At 71.8% G+C, this 15,061-nt stretch carries 11 protein-coding genes and 3 pseudogenes; 4 read left to right on the top strand and 10 right to left on the bottom strand.

Annotation, left to right across the window (positions count from 1 at the left end):
- Nucleotides 1-77: 77 nt before the first annotated feature.
- From ACFV0O_RS28690 to ACFV0O_RS28655, 8 genes and pseudogenes are all read right to left on the bottom strand, one after another.
- Nucleotides 78-597 (bottom strand): annotated as a pseudogene (locus ACFV0O_RS28690) (IS5 family transposase); the annotation flags it as partial.
- A gap of 74 nt (nucleotides 598-671) precedes the next feature.
- Nucleotides 672-942 (bottom strand): annotated as a pseudogene (locus ACFV0O_RS28685) (transposase); the annotation flags it as partial.
- A 112-nt stretch (nucleotides 943-1,054) separates the two neighbouring features.
- A complete protein-coding gene (locus ACFV0O_RS28680) occupies nucleotides 1,055-3,208 on the bottom strand; it encodes a hypothetical protein (protein WP_380346564.1) in 2,154 nt (717 codons plus the stop codon).
- Nucleotides 3,209-4,131: 923 nt separating this feature from the next.
- On the bottom strand, nucleotides 4,132-5,439 hold the full coding sequence (locus ACFV0O_RS28675) for an NAD(P)/FAD-dependent oxidoreductase (protein WP_380346563.1): 1,308 nt from the start codon (nucleotides 5,437-5,439) through the stop codon (nucleotides 4,132-4,134).
- 137 nt (nucleotides 5,440-5,576) lie between these two features.
- Complete coding sequence (locus ACFV0O_RS28670; RefSeq protein ID WP_360261790.1) at nucleotides 5,577-6,008, bottom strand: nuclear transport factor 2 family protein; 432 nt, start codon at nucleotides 6,006-6,008, stop codon at nucleotides 5,577-5,579.
- Between the two features lie 7 nt (nucleotides 6,009-6,015).
- Complete coding sequence (locus ACFV0O_RS28665) at nucleotides 6,016-6,819, bottom strand: MBL fold metallo-hydrolase (RefSeq protein WP_360261791.1); 804 nt, start codon at nucleotides 6,817-6,819, stop codon at nucleotides 6,016-6,018.
- A gap of 85 nt (nucleotides 6,820-6,904) precedes the next feature.
- Nucleotides 6,905-7,471: a hypothetical protein gene (locus ACFV0O_RS28660; protein WP_380346562.1), complete on the bottom strand. Its 567-nt coding sequence runs from the start codon at nucleotides 7,469-7,471 to the stop codon at nucleotides 6,905-6,907.
- 27 nt (nucleotides 7,472-7,498) lie between these two features.
- Entirely contained in the window at nucleotides 7,499-8,785 is a 1,287-nt protein-coding gene (locus ACFV0O_RS28655; RefSeq protein ID WP_380346561.1) for an MFS transporter, read from the bottom strand.
- Nucleotides 8,786-9,026: 241 nt separating this feature from the next.
- Between ACFV0O_RS28655 and ACFV0O_RS28650 the strand changes: the two genes are divergently transcribed.
- Together ACFV0O_RS28650 and ACFV0O_RS28645 are read left to right on the top strand one after the other, a co-directional pair.
- Nucleotides 9,027-10,124, top strand: a complete 1,098-nt coding sequence (locus ACFV0O_RS28650) for a DUF5937 family protein (protein WP_380346560.1) — start codon at nucleotides 9,027-9,029, stop codon at nucleotides 10,122-10,124.
- 50 nt (nucleotides 10,125-10,174) lie between these two features.
- The gene (locus ACFV0O_RS28645; RefSeq protein WP_380346559.1) at nucleotides 10,175-11,047 is read left to right on the top strand and encodes a PhzF family phenazine biosynthesis protein; all 873 of its coding nucleotides are present in this window, start codon (nucleotides 10,175-10,177) and stop codon (nucleotides 11,045-11,047) included.
- 266 nt (nucleotides 11,048-11,313) lie between these two features.
- Here the strand turns inward: ACFV0O_RS28645 and ACFV0O_RS28640 are convergent, their stop codons facing one another.
- Together ACFV0O_RS28640 and ACFV0O_RS28635 are read right to left on the bottom strand one after the other, a co-directional pair.
- Entirely contained in the window at nucleotides 11,314-11,571 is a 258-nt protein-coding gene (locus ACFV0O_RS28640) for a ferredoxin (protein WP_380346558.1), read from the bottom strand.
- Nucleotides 11,568-12,776 (bottom strand): cytochrome P450, encoded by a 1,209-nt coding sequence (locus ACFV0O_RS28635; RefSeq protein ID WP_380346557.1) that lies wholly within the window; start codon nucleotides 12,774-12,776, stop codon nucleotides 11,568-11,570. The genes ACFV0O_RS28640 and ACFV0O_RS28635 overlap by 4 nt, the downstream gene beginning before the upstream one ends.
- Before the next feature lie 631 nt (nucleotides 12,777-13,407).
- On the opposite strand from ACFV0O_RS28635, the gene ACFV0O_RS28630 reads away from it, so the two are divergent.
- A complete protein-coding gene (locus tag ACFV0O_RS28630) occupies nucleotides 13,408-14,493 on the top strand; it encodes an S-(hydroxymethyl)mycothiol dehydrogenase (protein ID WP_380346556.1) in 1,086 nt (361 codons plus the stop codon).
- A pseudogene (locus ACFV0O_RS28625) lies at nucleotides 14,490-15,020 on the top strand (MBL fold metallo-hydrolase); the annotation flags it as partial. The gene ACFV0O_RS28630 and the pseudogene ACFV0O_RS28625, both read left to right, overlap by 4 nt.
- Nucleotides 15,021-15,061: the final 41 nt, after the last annotated feature.

Raw genomic sequence — 15,061 nt, 5'->3', positions numbered from 1 at the left:
GTCGCCGGCGGGGTGGGGGCGCCGGCGGGGGTGGGGGCGGACGCGGGGGGGGTAGTCCGGCCCAACCGCGATCACCGTGCCAGGCCGGGGCCCCTGCGGGGAACGCGGATCGCGGCCATGACGGTCGTGAACGCGGGCGCGACGCCAGCCTGCCCGGCCGTCACGACGAGGGCGAGCGGGCGGGCCCGGGCGTCGCTGGCCAGGTGGACTTTGGTGCTCAGGCCCCCGCGCGAGCGGCCGACGGCATGGTCGGCGGGTTCGCCCCGGCCGCCGTCACCCTTTGCGGGCGCCGGCGGCGTGCTGGTGGGCCCGGCACACGGTGGAGTCCACCGAGGCGGTCCAGCCGATGTCGTCCTCGTCCTCGGCGTCGGCCGAGGTTAGGACGGCGGCGAAGATCCGCTGCCACGTCCCGTCGACCGCCCACCGCAGCAGCCGCTTGTGCGCGGTCTGGAACGGCCCGAGCTCCTCCGGCAGGTCCCGCCAGGGCGAGCAGGTGCGGTACTTCCACGCGATCGCCTCAAGCGTGCGGCGGTGGTCCGCCCACCGCCGCACACGGACCGGATCGGCTGGCATCAACGGCCCGATCCGGTCCCACATCGCATCACTGATCACCAACCGGACAGACGCATCCGATCAACTGCTCAACCCATCAAAGAGACACGCTTTAGTTGCAGCCGGCCCCACACCCCGGCCCGCGACCAGATGACAAACCGGCGGTGAACGGTGGACTTGGAGACCCCGAAGAAGGGCGACGGTGCACGCCATGCGCAGCCGCTGACCAGCACGTAGACGATCGCCGCGAACAGCGTCCCATCAGGCGTGTTCTGTGTCCCACCGCCTTGCGGCCGCACCCGGTCTGGCGGGATCAACAGCTTCGCGATCTCCCACAGACCGTCCGGAACAAATCCAACTCCACGTACCCCCGCCCCATGCCCCAACCAAAGAGCCCTCACCGCATAGGACACGGTCTTAATGGCAGCGTTTTTCCGGTCCCGTAGAGTTGTCGAATATTCTGCCATTTGTCTAATATGCGATGTCCGCACCGTCCAGACGCTCACGGGCTCCTGGGTGGGGTGATCAGGAGGGATACTTCTGGTTCGCGTCTCCGCTCCGGATGACTATGGACGATCTTGAGGAATTCCTCCCCGGTTTCGACGTGCATGTCGAGTTGATCCCTGCTGGGCAGGTCGGACTCGCCGAACCGCTGCTTATTCTGGCGTCTGCTCATCTGAATGATCGCTTCCATGGAGCGGACGTCATGCCGGTATTTGTGGACTTCTAGAAATGCGCACAAGATGCCGAGGTCCACGTCGAAATCGCCACTTTCTGTCCTGGCCACTTCATGTTTGTGCATCAATGAATGGAACACCAGTGCGCGCCGGAGCATCAGGCGGGCACCCGGACGAGCCCCTTCATACTTCGGATTGATCCCGTCGATGTCCATGTGCCCGCGCAGCCGGCTGGCAAAATCGGTGGCCTTGGATTCGGGGCTCGCATCGCGGTCCACCTTGCTGCGGAAGCTCCTGTAGTTCGGGAAGGTGCCGCCGGCGAAAACAAAAATGGAGGGCCCGATCAGGTGGGACGACTCTTCCTGCTGAAACTTTCCGTCCTGAATCGGGGCGAGGAAATATCGGAGCCAGCCGAGCAGGGCGTTGTTCAGTGGTGTGTCAAATTCGTCCCACAGTACGAGCGGAACCTTCCCGGCGAGGGCGACGTCCCGGATCTCGTGCATGGCACCCACCAGATCGGAAGCCGAATTGAATTGGGAGAGGTTGTACTCCAGTTTCTGGATGATGTGACGCTTGGTCCAGGGCTCGACGAGCTGCTCGATCACGTAGCCCTTCCCGGAGCCTGGTTCCCCGAACACGGCTATTGCGAGGGGCTTTCGCTTGAGCGAGATATCGTCGTTGCCGCAGTAATTTTCCACGAGATTGTAGAAGGTGTGAAGGCTCTTGATCTCCGAGCTCTCCACAGCCACCAGATTGCCGAACCTGGCGATCGGCCCCTTGGTAATTGCATCGCTTCCCTGGAGGGCCACTTTTATCAAGTAGTCGCTGCGGTCCTCGAGTCTCTTGTCTGGTTCTCCCATCAAAGGGGAGCAGACCTTCTTGGTTGATTTGTCCGTTGTTACCTTGTCCGATATTATGGGATTGTCTTGATCTGGAGGGGCGAACGAGAGCTTGGGTAGCTCGAAAATCGGCTCCTTCTCGTCGAGGTGAAACCCCTTATTGTACAGATCCTGCATCGCGTAAAGCCCGCCCTTTATGGACTCTATATATTCCGGGCTTTCGTGCGCAGAGTCTGCTCGGAGAATCTCGCGCGCTACACTGGCACACATGGTCATGCCGTAGCCGAACATCATGCCCTTGTTATTTTCAGCCGCCCATTCACCGGCCATCAGCCTGGAATTATGTACGAGCTCGGCTTCCGTGTAATGATCAAGCCATAGCGCTCCGGTCGGGCCGAACGAAACGATCAGGTGAGGAAGCTTGTTGAGGCCGAACCCTTCGCCGTTGGCGCGGATCTCCCTGACGACATCCTTGACGGAGAGGTCCCAGGACCGATCCCTGCTGATGCTTGCCCCAGCTTCGCGGAGCCGGGTGGCCGTCGTCAGTGTGACAAGCCTTTCGTGGAGCCAGCTGGTGCTTTTGGCGAGCTCCTCTTCGAGCAGCTTCCAGAGATCACCCTTCGCGATGGCATAACTCATTTTCAGGACGATCCAGGGCTTCGGGTTGAGGTGGCTTATGCTCTCCCATATGGCGTATGGATCGTCGCGGAATCCGAGTGCGCAGTCGGCGATGACCACGATGCTGGGTGTGCCGATGTCTGCATATGGTTGCTGGGCGGGCTTGATGCTTCTCAAGAAACCGAGGTGGTTGGAAATGCGATATGGCTTACTCTTCTCATTCGTTCCATAACCACGGAGCATTGCGAAGGAATAATTGTACCCACTGTCGTACGGTGTGAGGCTGTCGGGGGATGGGAGATTCGGGCGGATTGCGATGTCCCCTGTGGAGCCGGGAGGGGGTGAGTCGTTGAGCATTTTGGCTATGGCGAATATCCCGCCCTTGTGCCAGTAAAGCTTGACTCTGGCCGCTAAGCGGTCGTCGGAATCGGCGCTACGAAAGCCGGTTTCTGGGATGACGGCCCAATCGATGGTCTGATCCCCCACGACCAGGATGTGTGGGCCATTCGTTGAGGTCATCATGAGGGTCCTCCCGAGTTGTGCGCAAAACCATCACACCTCCAGTGGATGACGCGCCCCAAAAATTGTCAACAGTATGTTCGTTAACGAAAAATACTGGACCGCTGCGACACGAAAGGTATGCGGCCAGCGGCGCCGAGCCGCGGAGTGACCGGCTGGCCACACTGCGGAATTCTGGCTGATGAGCGGGGTGGCCCGGGATCGTCTAAAGGCTCGAAGCGATCACGGCCGAGCTGAGCGCGATGCTGACCGACGATGGCTGCACCGAGATTCCGCCGTCCAGACCGGCCCACCCGATCGGCGACCTGACCCGCTACCACCAAGTGACGGTTGCCCTCCGGGGCGGCCGAGGATCGCAACGCCGCCCTCATCGCCCAACTCGACATACCCGGCACCGTGGCGGTCGCCCTCCGGGGCGGCCGAGGATCGCAACAACGTCGCCGGCGTGCAGGAGTACCAAGCCCTGGCCGGTGGCGGTCGCTCTTCCGGGCGGCCGAGGATCGCAACGCGATGCCGGGCTGTCCGCGCACCCAGCGCCGGAGGGTGGTGGCGGTTGCCCTCTTGGGCGGCCAGGATCGCAGTTCCGGTGTGGTGCCGAGCTGGACCCTGAGACGGGAGTGGCGATCGCTCCCTGGAGTAGCCGAGACCGAGTCGGGGGGACTCGCTGGGGATCACGCGTCGTTCACCACCGTGTCTGAGGTGCATTTCAGTGAACGAACAGCGCGGGCTGTCTACAGTCTGACGTGCAGCCATGGCTATGGCCGGGCGGGGGTCAAGTGGCCGGATGGGTCGCGCGACACTGTTTCTCCCTACTAGGCGAGGGTTGTACGCCCGCCGGATGGAGCCCTGACCACCGAACCGGCCCGTTCGTGCGGCTCGCGGCGAAGATAGGTTGGCTGCTCGTCGGCCAGGGCTCCTGTCGGGTCTCAGACCTCGCCGAGGGGGACGTTCGGGTTCGCCAGGCGGTCGGCGTCCACCACGCGCTTGGAGACGATCAGGTCGCGGATCGGGTCGGTGACGTCCCAGATGTTCATGTTCATGCCGGCGAGGACGCGGCCGTCCTTGAGCCAGAACGCGATGAACTCGTTGGCCTTCACGTCGCCTCGGAACACGACCTGGTCGTAGCCGTCGGGCTCGACGTAGCCGAGGTATTCCATGCTCAGCTTGTCCCGCGAGGCCACCGGCTCGTTAGGATGCCGGGGTGTCCACTCCGCATCGGAGAAGAAGTACGGGACCCGGTCGTGGACCGCGTCCGCCTGCCCGAGCAGGGCGCGGGCGGCGGTCTGCGGCTGGTTCAGGGCGTTGGCCCAGTGCTCGACCCGGATGTGCTTGCCGAACAGCGGGTGGTAGGCGTTGGCGACGTCGCCGGCCGCGTAGACGTCCGGGTCCGAGGTGCGCAGGTGCCGGTCGGTCTTGATGCCGTTGTCGACCTCCAGCCCGGCCGCCTCGGCGAGCCCGGTGGCGGGGACGATGCCGATGCCCACGACGACCGCGTCGGCCGCCACCGTCGTCCCGTCGGCGAGCACGACGCCGGTCACCGTGCCGCCGTCGCCGGTCAGTTCGGTCACCTGGACGCCGAAGCGCAGGTCCACCCCGTGCTCCCGGTGGAGGTCGGCGAAGACCTCGGCGACCTCCCGGCCGAGTACCCGCAGCAGCGGCAGTTCGAGCGACTCCAGCACCGTCACCTCGGCGCCGGCCGTCCGGGCCGCGGCCGCCACCTCCAGGCCGATCCAGCCCGCGCCGATCACCACGATCCGGGCGCCCGGCCGCAGCGCCGCCTTGATCCGGTCGCTGTCGTCGACCCGGCGCAGGTACAGCACGCCGTCCTGGTCCGCGCCCGGCACCGGCAGGCGGCGCGGCACCGAGCCGGTGGTCAGCAGCAGCTTCGCGTACTCCACCCGACCGTCGTCGGCGAGCGTCACGGTGTGCCCGGCCGGGTCGATCGAGGCCACCGCCGTGCCCAGGCGCAGCGTGACGTCGTGCTCGGCGTACCACTGCGGCGGGTGGACGTAGATCTTCTCCCGGGCGTCCTTGCCGAGCAGGTAGCCCTTGGACAGCGGCGGCCGCTCGTACGGGCGCTCGTGCTCCTCGCCGATCAGGACGATGCCGCCCTCCCACCCGGCCCCGCGCAGCGCCTCGGCGGCCTTCGCGCCGCCCAGGGAGGCGCCGACGATCACGATCGGGCGCTCCTGCCCGCCGCCGGTTCCGGTGGTGCCGCTGTCCGTGCCCGCCATGCTCGACTCCTCGTAGTCCGGCCGTGGATGCGGGGCCAGCCTGCCGCCGTCCGGGTGGTGTGTCGAGGCCGCGCCGGGCGCGCCGCGCCTCGCTCGCCCGTACGGGTGAACGGGTGGGCCGGGCGGCGGGCCGGTGGCTACGGGGTCATCGCGTCCCTGACCAGCGCGGTGTCGGTGAACTGCTCGAAGCGCACGATCCGGCCGCCGCGCACGGTGAAGTGGTGGGCGACCCGGACCGCGAGCGGTTTTCCGGTGGTCCTGTGGACGGCCGTGTAGCGGGCCAGCACCACGACGTCCTCGCCGTCCACCACGTAGGTGTCGTCGTGCGCCGTCCAGCCGTCCCACTCGGCGGCCAGCCGCTCCATCACGTTGGCGGTGACGCCCTTGGGGGTGCGGTAGGTGCCGGCCAGCGGGAAACCGGCCATCTCGGTCCACTCGACGTCCTCGGCGAGCGTGGCGCGCAGCGCGGCCAGGTCGCCCCGCGCGGAGGCCAGGTACTGGCGGCGGACCACGTCGGCGGGAGCGGTGGACTCGGCGAAGGCGGCGACGTCCCGGGGGATCTCGATCATCGTTCGCTCACCCCCACGCCATCTCGCCCATGACGACCTTGGTGCCGATGTCCACCGCGATCCGCAGCCCCAGCTCCGGGAAGCGGCGCTCCAGCGCCTCCTTGGCGGCGGACGCGTCCGCGGCCCGGCCGATCTCGGTCTCGAAGGCGCGCAGGTAGGCACGGGTGTGGTCGACGGCGTTCAGGTCGGTGGGCGCGCCGGCGACCCGGTGGCCGGCCGCCACCCAGGTCGGGTGGAGCGCCTCGATGCCGTCCAGCAGGTCGATCCAGGCGGCCCGTTGGGCCGGGCCCGGGGTGTCGGCCGTCCACACGTGCAGGCCCTCGAAGAGCAGCACCCCGCCGAGCACGGCTCGGTGGTGGTGCTGCCAGAGGTAGTGCCGGTCCGGGAGGTGGAAGTCGGCGCCGCGCAGCTCGAACCGGTGGCCCTCGAAGACGAGCTCGTCCCCGGGCAGCACCTCCGGGCGGACCAGCCGGGTGGGCAACTCGGGGCCCAGGTGGGACCAGGCGCGCAGCTTGTCGTCGAAGGTCTCCTGGATGTGCTCGACGGTCGAGGCGGTGGCCAGGAAGCGGGCCTGCGGGAAGGCGTCCTGCACTTCCTGGGCGCCGAAGTAGAAGTCCGGGTCGCCGTGGCTGACGAACACGGTGGTCAGCCGCTTGCCGGTGGCCCTGACCCGTTCGACCAGGCGGCGGCCGTCGGAGCGGGTGAACCCGGCGTCGACCAGCAGGGCGTCCCGCGGCCCGGTGACCAGGACGGAGGTCTTGTTCAGCGAGCTGTCGGGGCCGTCGACGATCTCGAAGTCGAGTGCGCTCACGTCGGGTTTCCTTCCGCGGGGCCGGGCGTGCCTCGCCGCCAGCATCGGTGCTGGGTGTCGCGCCCGCATCCGGAGGACGCCGGTGTCAGGCGCGCGTCCAGAGCGTGAGGTCACTGCTGGTGGCCACCGCGAGGGTCCGGCCGGTGGGGGAGAAGCCGGCGGCGCGCAGGGTCGACCAGCCGGAGTCGAAGACCTGCCACCAGCTCTCGCCGTGCTCGCCCTGCCACGGCCCCCGGCCGGTCGCGAGCAGCACCCGGTGGTGCGGCCACTCCGGGGCGGCGACCTCCACGTGCCAGCCGCCCTCGGCGCCGGTGTGCAGACCGCCGCCCCACGACCCGGCCACCGGGATCCGCACGTCCGTGACCTGGCCGAGGCCGGGGCAGCAGAGGTCCGGGCCGTCCGGGTCCTCGTCCGGCTCGTGGTCGCGCGCCAGCTTGAGGCCCGTCACCGCGTCGAACAGGCCGTGGCCGCCGTGCGACACGGTCAGCACCAGGTCGTGCCCGCTCTCCGGGTGGACGGCGAAGCCGATGCCGAGCAGCCCGCCGACCGCGATCGTGCCGTGGCCGACCGGCCGCCACGGCTCCGGCGGAGCGGTCACCGCGGCGGCCAGGATCCGGTCGCGCAGGTGCTGCTGGTACGGGGTCAGGGCCATGGGGCCGATCATCCCACCGGGCCGCTCCTACTGCGCCGGGCCCAGCCGCAGCACCGCCAGCGCTCCCAGCGCGGTGGCGGCGGCGAGCGGCACCCACAGCGCGCCCGGACCGGCCGCGAGCAGCGCCGTCAGCACCGCCGGCGCGGCCGCCCGGCCCACCCCCATCGACAGCTCCCAGCGCGCCAGCGCCCGCCCGAGCAGGTGCGGCGGGGCGACGGCCGCCACCAGCGCCGTCCCCGAGCCGGTGTAGAGGATCTCGCCCAGCGTGTACAGCACCGCGACCACCGCGATGCCCGCCGCCCCCGGTGCTCCGCCGAGCGCCCCGGCCGCCCAGAAACCCAGGTACGAGACCGACAGCAGCGCCCCCGAGGCCGCCAGCACGGCCCGCCGCGGACGGTCCGCCAGCCGCAGCACCAGCGCCAGCTGCAGGGCGATCACCAGCACCGTGTTGCCCACGAACAGGCCCGAGGACCAGGCCGGGGACGCGTGCAGCTGCAGCACCAGCAGCGCGGGCAGCGCCACCTCCAGCACGTCGAAGCAGAACGCGTACGGCAGGTTGGCGAGGCTCAGCAGGCTGATCCGGCGCAGCGGTGCGCTCCCCTCCGCGGGGCCGTCCTGCGCCGCCCGCCGCGGAGCCTGCCGGTCGGCCCGCACCCGCAGCGAGCCCACCAGTGCGGCCGCGCCCAGGCAGGCCGCGCCGGTCACCCCGGCCAGCAGCCGGATCGCCCCCGCCCCGCCGCTCACCGCCACCGTGGCCAGCAGCGCGCCCACGCCCAGCCCCGCGTTGCGCACCGACCGCCCGGCGGCGAGCGCCGCGTCCCGCAGCCGCCCGTCCGTCAGGGTGCTCACCACCGCCGCGTGCGTGGTCGGCCAGGACTGGCTGCCCACCCCGAACAGCACCGCCGCCGCCGTGAACCCCGGCAGGCCGTCGGCGCGCAGCAGCGCCAGCGCGCCCGCCGCCCGCAGCAGGAGGGTGACGGCCGCCGGGAGCGTGCGGGCGCCCCGGTCGATCCAGCGGCCGGTCAGCGGCACCACCAGCAGGCCCGCCACCATCCCGGCCGACAGCGCCAGCCCGACCGCCCCCGCCCCCAGGTGCAGCATGCCGACGCCGTACAGCAGCAGGAACGGCCGCAGCATGCCGCCGCCCACGGCGTCCACCGCCAGCGCGACGGCGTACCGGGGACCGCCGGCGGCGGTCAGCAGGCCCAGCAGCGCGGACGGGCCCCGGCGGCCCGCGCCGATCGGCGGGGCGGGCGGCCCGCCGTCGCGGACGGCGGCGTGGTCATGGACGGACTTCTCCTGGATCAGGCTCATGACCGGTACCGTCCGCCCGGGCCGGGCCCCCTGGCACGTCGATTGACGGTTCCCGTCAATCGGTGGCGGACGTCGCCGGAACGGGTGACAGGATCTGCTGCGTGAGCGAGTGGAGCGCGGGGAGCGCGGGGAGCGAGCGGAAAGCGCGGTACGGGCCGTACGGGCCGTACGGGCCGAACGGACGGACCATCGGGAACGGCGCGCGGGCGGACGCCCCCGCCGAGAGCAGCGGGGCGGACGCATGAGCGTGACCATCGACATCAGCGGCCTGCCCGACGAGCGCCTGCTCTTCACGCCCTCCCCGCTCGCCGAGCTGAACGCCATGCTGCACGTGCTCGCCGAGCCGGCGCACCACCCCGCGCTGCACGGCTGGGCGAGCAGCACCACCGCGTCGATCCCGCCCGAACTGGCCGAGCGACTGCTGGAGGCCGACTTCCTCTGGCGCTCCTCGCGTGCCGACTTCCTCGTCCCCGGGCTGCCCGGCGCCACCCTCGCCGAGGAACTCGACGCCGTCGACCGGATCGACGACGAGCTGTTCGTGGCCGGCGCCCTCATCACCACCTGCGGTTCCTCCCGGCTCAACCCGCGCACCGCCTCCCCGCTCACCGACCCCGCCGCCAACGAACGCGCCCGCGAACTCGCCCTCGCCCGCGGCCCCCGGCAGGCCGCGTTCGCCGACCGGCTGCTCGCCGACCCGCCCACGGTCCGGGCCCTGGTGCGCCGGATGCTGGAGGACTGCGCCTCCGCGTTCTTCACCGACGCCTGGCAGCGCGTGCTGCCCGCCCTCGCCGCCGACGCCCGGCACAAGACCGACCTGCTGGCCCGCCGGGGCCTCGGCGAGACACTGGCCGCCGTCTCCCCGTCCGTCACCTTCGACCAGGGCGGCGACGGGCGGCGACGGATCGTCATCGACAAGCTGCAGGACAGCACCACCAGTGCCGTCGACAGCGGGGGCGTCACCTTCATCCCCACCGCCTTCGGCCGCCCCCACCTGCTGGTGGTCTACGCCCCCGGCTGGCGGCCCGTCCTCCAGTACCCGGTCGCCGAGGCCGGCCTGCCCGAGCCGGTCTCCCTCGCCCTCGTCCAGCAGCGACTGGAGGCGCTCGCCCACCCCGTCCGGCTGCGTCTCGCCCGCACCATGGCCCGCGGTCCGCACACCACCGGCGAACTCGCCTCCGCCTGGCAGCTGAGCGCCCCCGAGGTCTCCCGCCACCTGGCCGTGCTGCGCAAGGCCGGGCTGCTCACGACCCAGCGGCGCGGGCGGTACATGCTCTACCAGCTGGACCTGGCGGGCAGCGCCCGGCTCGGCTCGGACTTCCTGGAGGCGGTGCTGAGGTGATCCGGCGCGCGGGAGGGAACAGCGGCCGGGTGGAACGCGTTCGTCCGGGCATGACCGACGACGCGGCCACCGCCGCCCCCACGCCCGGGATCCTTCGCTACGCCGCCTTCGCCACCCGCCCCGAGGGCGGCAACCCGGCGGGCGTGGTGCTCGACGCCACTGGGCTGACCGACCGGCGGATGCTCGCCCTGGCCGCCGACATCGGCTACTCCGAGACCGCCTTCCTGACCGCGGGCCCGGCCGAAGGGGCCTACCGGGTGCGGTACTTCAGCCCGCTCGCGGAGGTCCCGTTCTGCGGGCACGCGACGGTCGCCTCCGCGGTCGCCCTCGCCGAGCGCACCGGCCCCGGCCGGTACGTCTTCGTGACGGCTGCCGGTGACGTCCCGGTCGAGGTCGAGCGCGACACCGACGGGCTGCTGCGGGCGACCCTCACCAGCGTCGAACCGAAGGTCGAGGAGGTCCTCGCGGCCGACGTCGAGGAGGCACTGGCCCTGCTCGGCTGGTCCGCCGCCGACCTGGACCCGGCACTGCCGCCGCGGATCGCCTACGCCGGCGCCCGGCACCTCGTCCTCGCCGTCGGCACCCGCGCGCGACTGGCCCGCCTCGACTACGACTTCGACGGCCTGGCGGACCACATGCGGGCCCGCGACCTCACCACCCTCCAGCTGGTCTGGCGCGAGGCCCCCGAGGTCTTCCACGTCCGCGACCCCTTCCCGGTCGGCGGCGTGGTCGAGGACCCGGCCACCGGCGCCGCCGCGGCCGCATTCGGTGCGTACCTGCGGGAGCTGGGCGCGGTGGCGGCCCCGGCGGTGCTGACGCTGCACCAGGGCGAGGACCTGGGCCGCCCGGGCGTGCTGCGGGTCGAACTGCGGGCGGAGGACGCGCGGGTGCGGGTCTCGGGCACGGCGGTGGCGATCGGCTGAGGCCGGGTGTGACCCGGGTGCGACGCCGGGCGCCGTCAGGACGGGCGTCGGGGCGGTCGGCCGGGGCGGGGGCGCCGGCGGGCACCGGGGTGAGGCGTCGACGGGGGCCGGCTCACCGGCCGGCGGAACGTCGAACGGGATCGATGGGCTCGGCGACCCATGAGTCGGGCTCATCGGTCGGGGCCGTCCGGGGCCCGGTGTCCGGTGCTGCCCGCGCCGCCCGCTGCTCGTGGCGAGCGACGGGCGGCGGGCACCACCGGAGCGGGTCACTCCGCCGGGTCGATCCGGTAGCCGCCGCGGGCCGAGTGGAGGGTGAGCGCCTCGACCGGGCAGAAGTCCACCGCCTCGGCCAGCTCGTCCGTCAACTCCGCTCCGCCGTCGGCGAATGCGGCCAGGGGTGCGGCCAGTCCGTCCGCGCCGAGGGCCAGCGAGTCGGGGGCGCTGAGCGCGCACATCCCGGAGCCGATGCAACGGTCCCGGTCGACCCGGACGATCACCGGCTCGGTGTCCGCCCGGCCCGTCACCAGGCCACCTGCAGGGAGTTCGGGCTGCGCGTCAGCAGGCCGCGCCGCCAGTCGATCCGTTCGGCCGCCTCGGCGATCCGCAGGGCGGGCAGCCGGCGGGCCAGCCGGTGCAGGGCCAGCTCCAGCTCCATCCGGGCCAGCCAGGCGCCCAGGCAGTGGTGCGGCCCGGCGCCGAAGGTCAGCATGGGTGCGGCCAGCGGGGAGAACAGCTCGGTGCGCAGGTCCCCGGTGAAGACCTCCGGGTCCTGGTTGGCGGCGGCGGTGTCGGCGGCGACCACGCTGCCGGCCGGGATGGACACCCCGCCGATCTCCACGTCCTCGACGGTGCGGCGCATCAGCCCGGGCATGTGCTCGTGGGCGTCGCCGAGCGGAACGGCGCGCAGCAGCTGCTCGGTCGCGGCGGCGGCGCTGGCCTCGTCGGAGGCGAGCTGCTGCCAGGCCTCGCGCCCGTCGCCGAGCAGGTAGACCAGGGCGTTGCCGAGGCTGGTCATGGTGGTCTCGTGACCGGCCACGACGAGGCCGATGACCAGCGCGACCAGCTGGGCCTCGGTGATCGAACCGTCCTCGGCGGCGGCCGCCAGCAGACTGCTGACCAGGTCGTCGCCGGGCTCGGCGCGGCGCTCGGCGATCACCCCGGCGCCGAAGGCGGCGAACTCGGTCATCGCGGTGACGATCGCTTCGGCGGAGTAGGCGGTGGTGGACAGCGCGTGGTCGCTCCAGTGGGCGAGCCGCTTGCCGTCCAGGTTGTCCAGGCCCATCAGCCGGCTGATCACCGCGACCGGCAGCGGGCGGGTGTAGGCGGCGACGATGTCGGCGGGGGAGCCGTGGTCGATCAGCTCGTCGATGAGCGACTCGACGACCGAGGCCACCCACGGCTTCCAGCGGGCTATCGCGCGCGGGGTGAAGGCCCGCTGCACGGTGCGGCGCAGCCGCTGGTGCTCGGTGCCGTCGATGTTCAGCATGCTCTGCGGGTCGTCCAGGATGTTGGGCGTGACCGTGACCGGCGGCGCGTCCGGCGCGTAGAGCGGGGCGCGGCCCAGGCGGGGGTCCGTCAGCACCTGCCGCACGTCGGCGTGCCGGCTGACCAGCCAGACCGGCGTGCCGGTGGGCAGTGCGGCGAGCCGGGGCGGACCGGGTTCCAGGTGGCGCAGGCAGTGCAGCGGGGGAAGCGGGGCGGTGCCGGTCGCACTGTTCTCGGTGGACATCCGTACTCCAGACTCCAGGGCGATGGACCGCGCGGGGCGGTCCGACGGGGGGTGGATCCGAGGATGGCGCGGGGGACGGGTGGTGCGGCCGGCTGGGCGGCTCGACACGGGCCGGGGCGGGTCGGGCATCTGCTGCGGGGTGGCGCGAAATGTGCGGGGGCGTACGGTCGGTACGCGCCGGGCACGGGCGGCGCGCGGTGGCGCGCCGTCGGGTGGGGCGGGTGTGCTGAGCGTGGTCGCGTGGACCGTCTCTGCTACGACCGTACGTGGGCCGCGGGGCGCCCGTCTGCGGGACTTCCAGCCAACACCGGTGCTTTCAGGGCAGTTCGAGGCGCGCTGACGGGCGCTCAGCGCCGCCTGTGCGCCCCCGCCGTCGGGGCCGCGGCGAGGTGCCTCCGGGTAGGCCTCCGGCATGTGCCGGGTGAGGCGCCGTGAGGTGGCGGAACGTCGGCCCGCCCCGCCGGCGGCACGGCCGGTGCGCCGGATCGCCGCGGATCACCCCGCCCGCTCCGCAGGTGGTCGGGGGCGTGGGCGCTACGCTTCGTGGGCAGTGCGCCTGCAGTCCGTCTGCAGGCTGTCGTCGCAGGTCAAGCCGGTGCGGAGCGGCACCGGCCGTCGGAGGTGGAATCGGATGGCCCAGCAGGTCAAGGCAGTGATCGCGCGCGCCAAGGGCGCGCCCGTGGAGGTGACCACGATCGTGGTCCCGGACCCCGGTCCGGGTGAGGCGGTGGTCCGGATCCAGGCTTGCGGCGTCTGCCACACCGACCTCCACTACCGGGAGGGGGGCATCAACGACGAGTTCCCGTTCCTGCTCGGCCACGAGGCCGCGGGCATCGTGGAGTCCGTCGGCGAGGGCGTCACCGAGGTCGCGCCCGGCGACTTCGTGGTCCTCAACTGGCGCGCGGTGTGCGGCCAGTGCCGCGCCTGCAGGCGCGGGCGCCCGCAGTACTGCTTCGACACCCACAACGCCCGGCAGAGGATGACGCTGCTGGACGGCACCGAGCTGTCCCCGGCGCTGGGCATCGGCGCGTTCGCCGAGAAGACCCTGGTCGCGGCCGGCCAGTGCACCAAGGTCGACCCGGCGGCCGAGCCGGCCGTCGCCGGCCTGCTGGGCTGCGGCGTGATGGCGGGCCTCGGCGCCGCGATCAACACCGGCAACGTGGGCCGCGGCGACTCGGTCGCCGTCATCGGCTGCGGCGGCGTCGGCGGCGCGGCCGTGATGGGCTCCCGGCTGGCGGGCGCGTCGAAGATCATCGCCGTCGACATCGACGACCGCAAGCTGGAGACCGCCCGCACGCTCGGCGCCACCCACACCGTCAACTCCCGTACCACCGACCCGGTCGAGGCCATCCGCGAACTGACCGGCGGCAACGGCGCGGACGTGGTCGTCGAGGCCGTCGGCCGGCCCGAGACCTACCGGCAGGCCTTCTACGCCCGCGACCTGGCCGGCACCGTCGTCCTGGTCGGCGTGCCGACCCCGGAGATGAAGCTGGAACTCCCGCTGCTCGACGTCTTCGGCCGCGGCGGCGCCCTGAAGTCCTCCTGGTACGGCGACTGCCTGCCCTCGCGGGACTTCCCGATGCTCATCGACCTCTACCTCCAGGGCCGACTGGACCTGCGCGCCTTCGTCACCGAGACGATCGAGCTCGACGCGGTGGAGCAGGCCTTCGAGCGGATGCACCAGGGCGACGTCCTGCGTTCGGTGGTGGTCCTGTGAGCGCCCCCCGCGTCGACCGGCTGGTGACCGCCGGGACCTTCGAACTCGACGGCGGCAGCTGGGAGGTGGAGAACAACGTCTGGATCGTCGGCGACGACGAGGAGGCGGTGGTGATCGACGCCGCGCACGACGCCGGGGCCATCGAGGCCGCACTCGGCGGGCGCCGCCTGCGGGCGATCGTCTCCACGCACGCGCACAACGACCACGTCGACGCGGCCCCGGACCTCGCCGACCGGACCGGCGCGCCGATCCTGCTGCACCCGGACGACCTGCCGCTGTGGAAGCTCACCCACCCCGACCGCCTCCCGGACGGCGAACTCGCCGACGGCCAGCGGATCGAGGTGGCCGGCACCGAGCTGACCGTCCTGCACACCCCGGGCCACGCCCCGGGCGCGGTCTGCCTGTACGCGCCCGGCCTGGGCACCGTCTTCACCGGCGACACCCTGTTCCAGGGCGGCCCGGGCGCGACCGGCCGGTCGTTCTCGCACTTCCCGACCATAATCGACTCGTTACCGGAGCGTGTTCTGTAGCAGCCGGGCCCCCACGGGGTGGGGCCCCGGCCCCGCGC

It is taken from the genome of Kitasatospora sp. NPDC059577 (assembly GCF_042735475.1).
In the GTDB taxonomy this organism is placed as follows: Bacteria; Actinomycetota; Actinomycetes; order Streptomycetales; family Streptomycetaceae; genus Kitasatospora.
The sequence above is the reverse complement of the archived record's forward strand: the minus strand, read 5'-3'. Positions and strand labels throughout refer to the sequence as shown.